The 1,633-nt window shown below is 65.8% G+C and carries 2 protein-coding genes and 1 pseudogene; 2 read left to right on the top strand and 1 reads right to left on the bottom strand.

Features of this window, described 5'->3' with window-relative positions; all coding sequences use genetic code 11:
- Together RMO81_RS15080 and RMO81_RS15075 are read left to right on the top strand one after the other, a co-directional pair.
- Window positions 1-813 (top strand): hypothetical protein (locus RMO81_RS15080; RefSeq protein WP_310476750.1); only part of this gene is annotated, 813 nt, incomplete at its 5' end.
- A 4-nt stretch (window positions 814-817) separates the two neighbouring features.
- Window positions 818-1,282 carry a cupin domain-containing protein gene (locus RMO81_RS15075; protein WP_310476749.1) on the top strand — a complete coding sequence of 155 codons (465 nt, stop codon included), beginning with the start codon at window positions 818-820 and terminating at the stop codon, window positions 1,280-1,282.
- On the opposite strand, the pseudogene RMO81_RS15070 reads toward RMO81_RS15075, so the two are convergent.
- Window positions 1,279-1,633, bottom strand: a pseudogene (locus RMO81_RS15070) (lipopolysaccharide biosynthesis protein); the annotation flags it as partial. The gene RMO81_RS15075 and the pseudogene RMO81_RS15070 overlap by 4 nt on opposite strands.

The following is a 1,633-nucleotide window of genomic DNA, read 5'->3' as shown; positions in this document are numbered from 1 at the left end:
GCACAGGGGATTAAACTGCGCCACGGTCACCGGGGGGGACGAACGATCATGGCGACACGGGCAACAAGCGCCCACAGCTGGCTGGGCACGCAGGCGCGCATCACCGGGGTGATGGCGCTGATCTTTGCGGCGGCCTTTTCCTTTCACCTCGGCATGGGTCGATCGACCTTTGCCATGCCGCTGATCTGGCATGTCCACGGCGTCATCTTTTTTGGCTGGGTGGGCCTGTCGTTGCTGCAGGCCGGACTGGCGGCGAGCGGCAAGTTGCACTTGCACCGGCCCTTGGGCTGGTTGGGGCTGGCGTGGATCATCGCCATGGTCGCCGCAGGTTTTGCCATCACCATCGCCGTCGCGCAGGCCGGGCGCACGCCGTTCTTTTTCCGGCCGCAATATTTCATGATGCAGAACCCGCTGTCGCTTGTTGCCTTTGCGGCGCTGGTGCTGGGGGCGATTGCCAAGCGGCGCGATACCGGCTGGCACCGCCGCCTGCACCTGTGTGCGCTTGCCTCCATCATGGGGCCGGCGTTCGGCCGACTGCTGCCCTCGCCGTTCCTGATCCCGTGGGCGATGGAAATCGTCTCCATCCCCGGCATGTTGTTCCCGCTCTATCTGGCGTGGCGGGAATGGCGCGCCGGCGAAGGCTGGCATCCGGCATGGACCATCGGGCTGGCGGCCCCGGTAGCGGCGATGGCGCTGGGCTTTGCCCTTGCCACGACGCCACTGGGGGCCGAAGTCTATGCCAATGTGGTTGCCGGAACGCCGGGTGCGGCCATCGATGGCAACGCTTTCGGTGCACCGCCGCCGGGGATGTGAAGTTATGCAGATGCGCCTGTTGTTGATGACGTTGGCGCTGGCCAGCGCAGCTGCTGCCCAGCCGGCCGGATTTCGCGCTGTCCCGGCAGATGCCGTGCAGTGGCGGCCGATACCGAATGGCCAGGGTGCCCAGAGCGCGGTGATCGCCGGCGACCCGTCGCAGCCCGGCACATACGTGATCCGGGTGAAATTCCCGCCGCACGTCATGGACATGCCGCACCATCACAGCCGTGATCGCCATGTGACGGTGCTGCAGGGTCGCTGGGTTGCCGGCACAGGGCCGGATTTCGCGCCCGACAAGGCGCAGGTTCTGTCGGCCGGCAGTTACATGTTCCATCCAGCCGGCGGCGTCCACTGGGACGGTTCCAACAGCGACGACACGGTGATCGTGCAGATCATCGGCGAAGGGCCGGTCACGTCCGCCGATGTCGATCCGGCGCTGGCCAGCTGGGTGAAATTACCGAATTAAAGCTTGTCGATGGGCAGTGACGGCGCCAACGGCAGGCTGGCGGCTTCTTCCTCGATCTTCTTCAAGCCGCGCGCGAACAACAGGCGATCGGCACCGCGAAAACCGATGTGCCAGATGATGAAGACATAGCTGCCCAACATGCCGAAAAAGCCGATGGTGAGCTGAATCGGTTCCGGCGTGCGCTGCACGATCAGGCCCAGACCGAGGATGGGCAGGCCAGCGATCAGCAGCGACCAGCGCCAGCCCGACACCGGGTGGCCCAGTTTCGCCTGCAGCAGCCGCGATTTGACCACCGATTGCAGCAGCGCCGCCAGCGCCAGCGCCAGCGCCGCGCCAACGCCGCCACCAAAT

It is taken from the genome of Sandarakinorhabdus sp., from assembly GCF_031422795.1.
GTDB lineage: Bacteria > Pseudomonadota > Alphaproteobacteria > Sphingomonadales > Sphingomonadaceae > Sandarakinorhabdus.
Note: the sequence above shows the minus strand (reverse complement) of the source record. Positions and strands in the feature narration are given on the sequence as shown.

Excerpts from the sequence above, each read along its gene's own strand:
- RMO81_RS15075 (WP_310476749.1), top strand. The coding sequence starts at position 818 with ATGCAGATGCGCCTGTTGTTGATGACGTTGGCGCTGGCCAGCGCAGCT.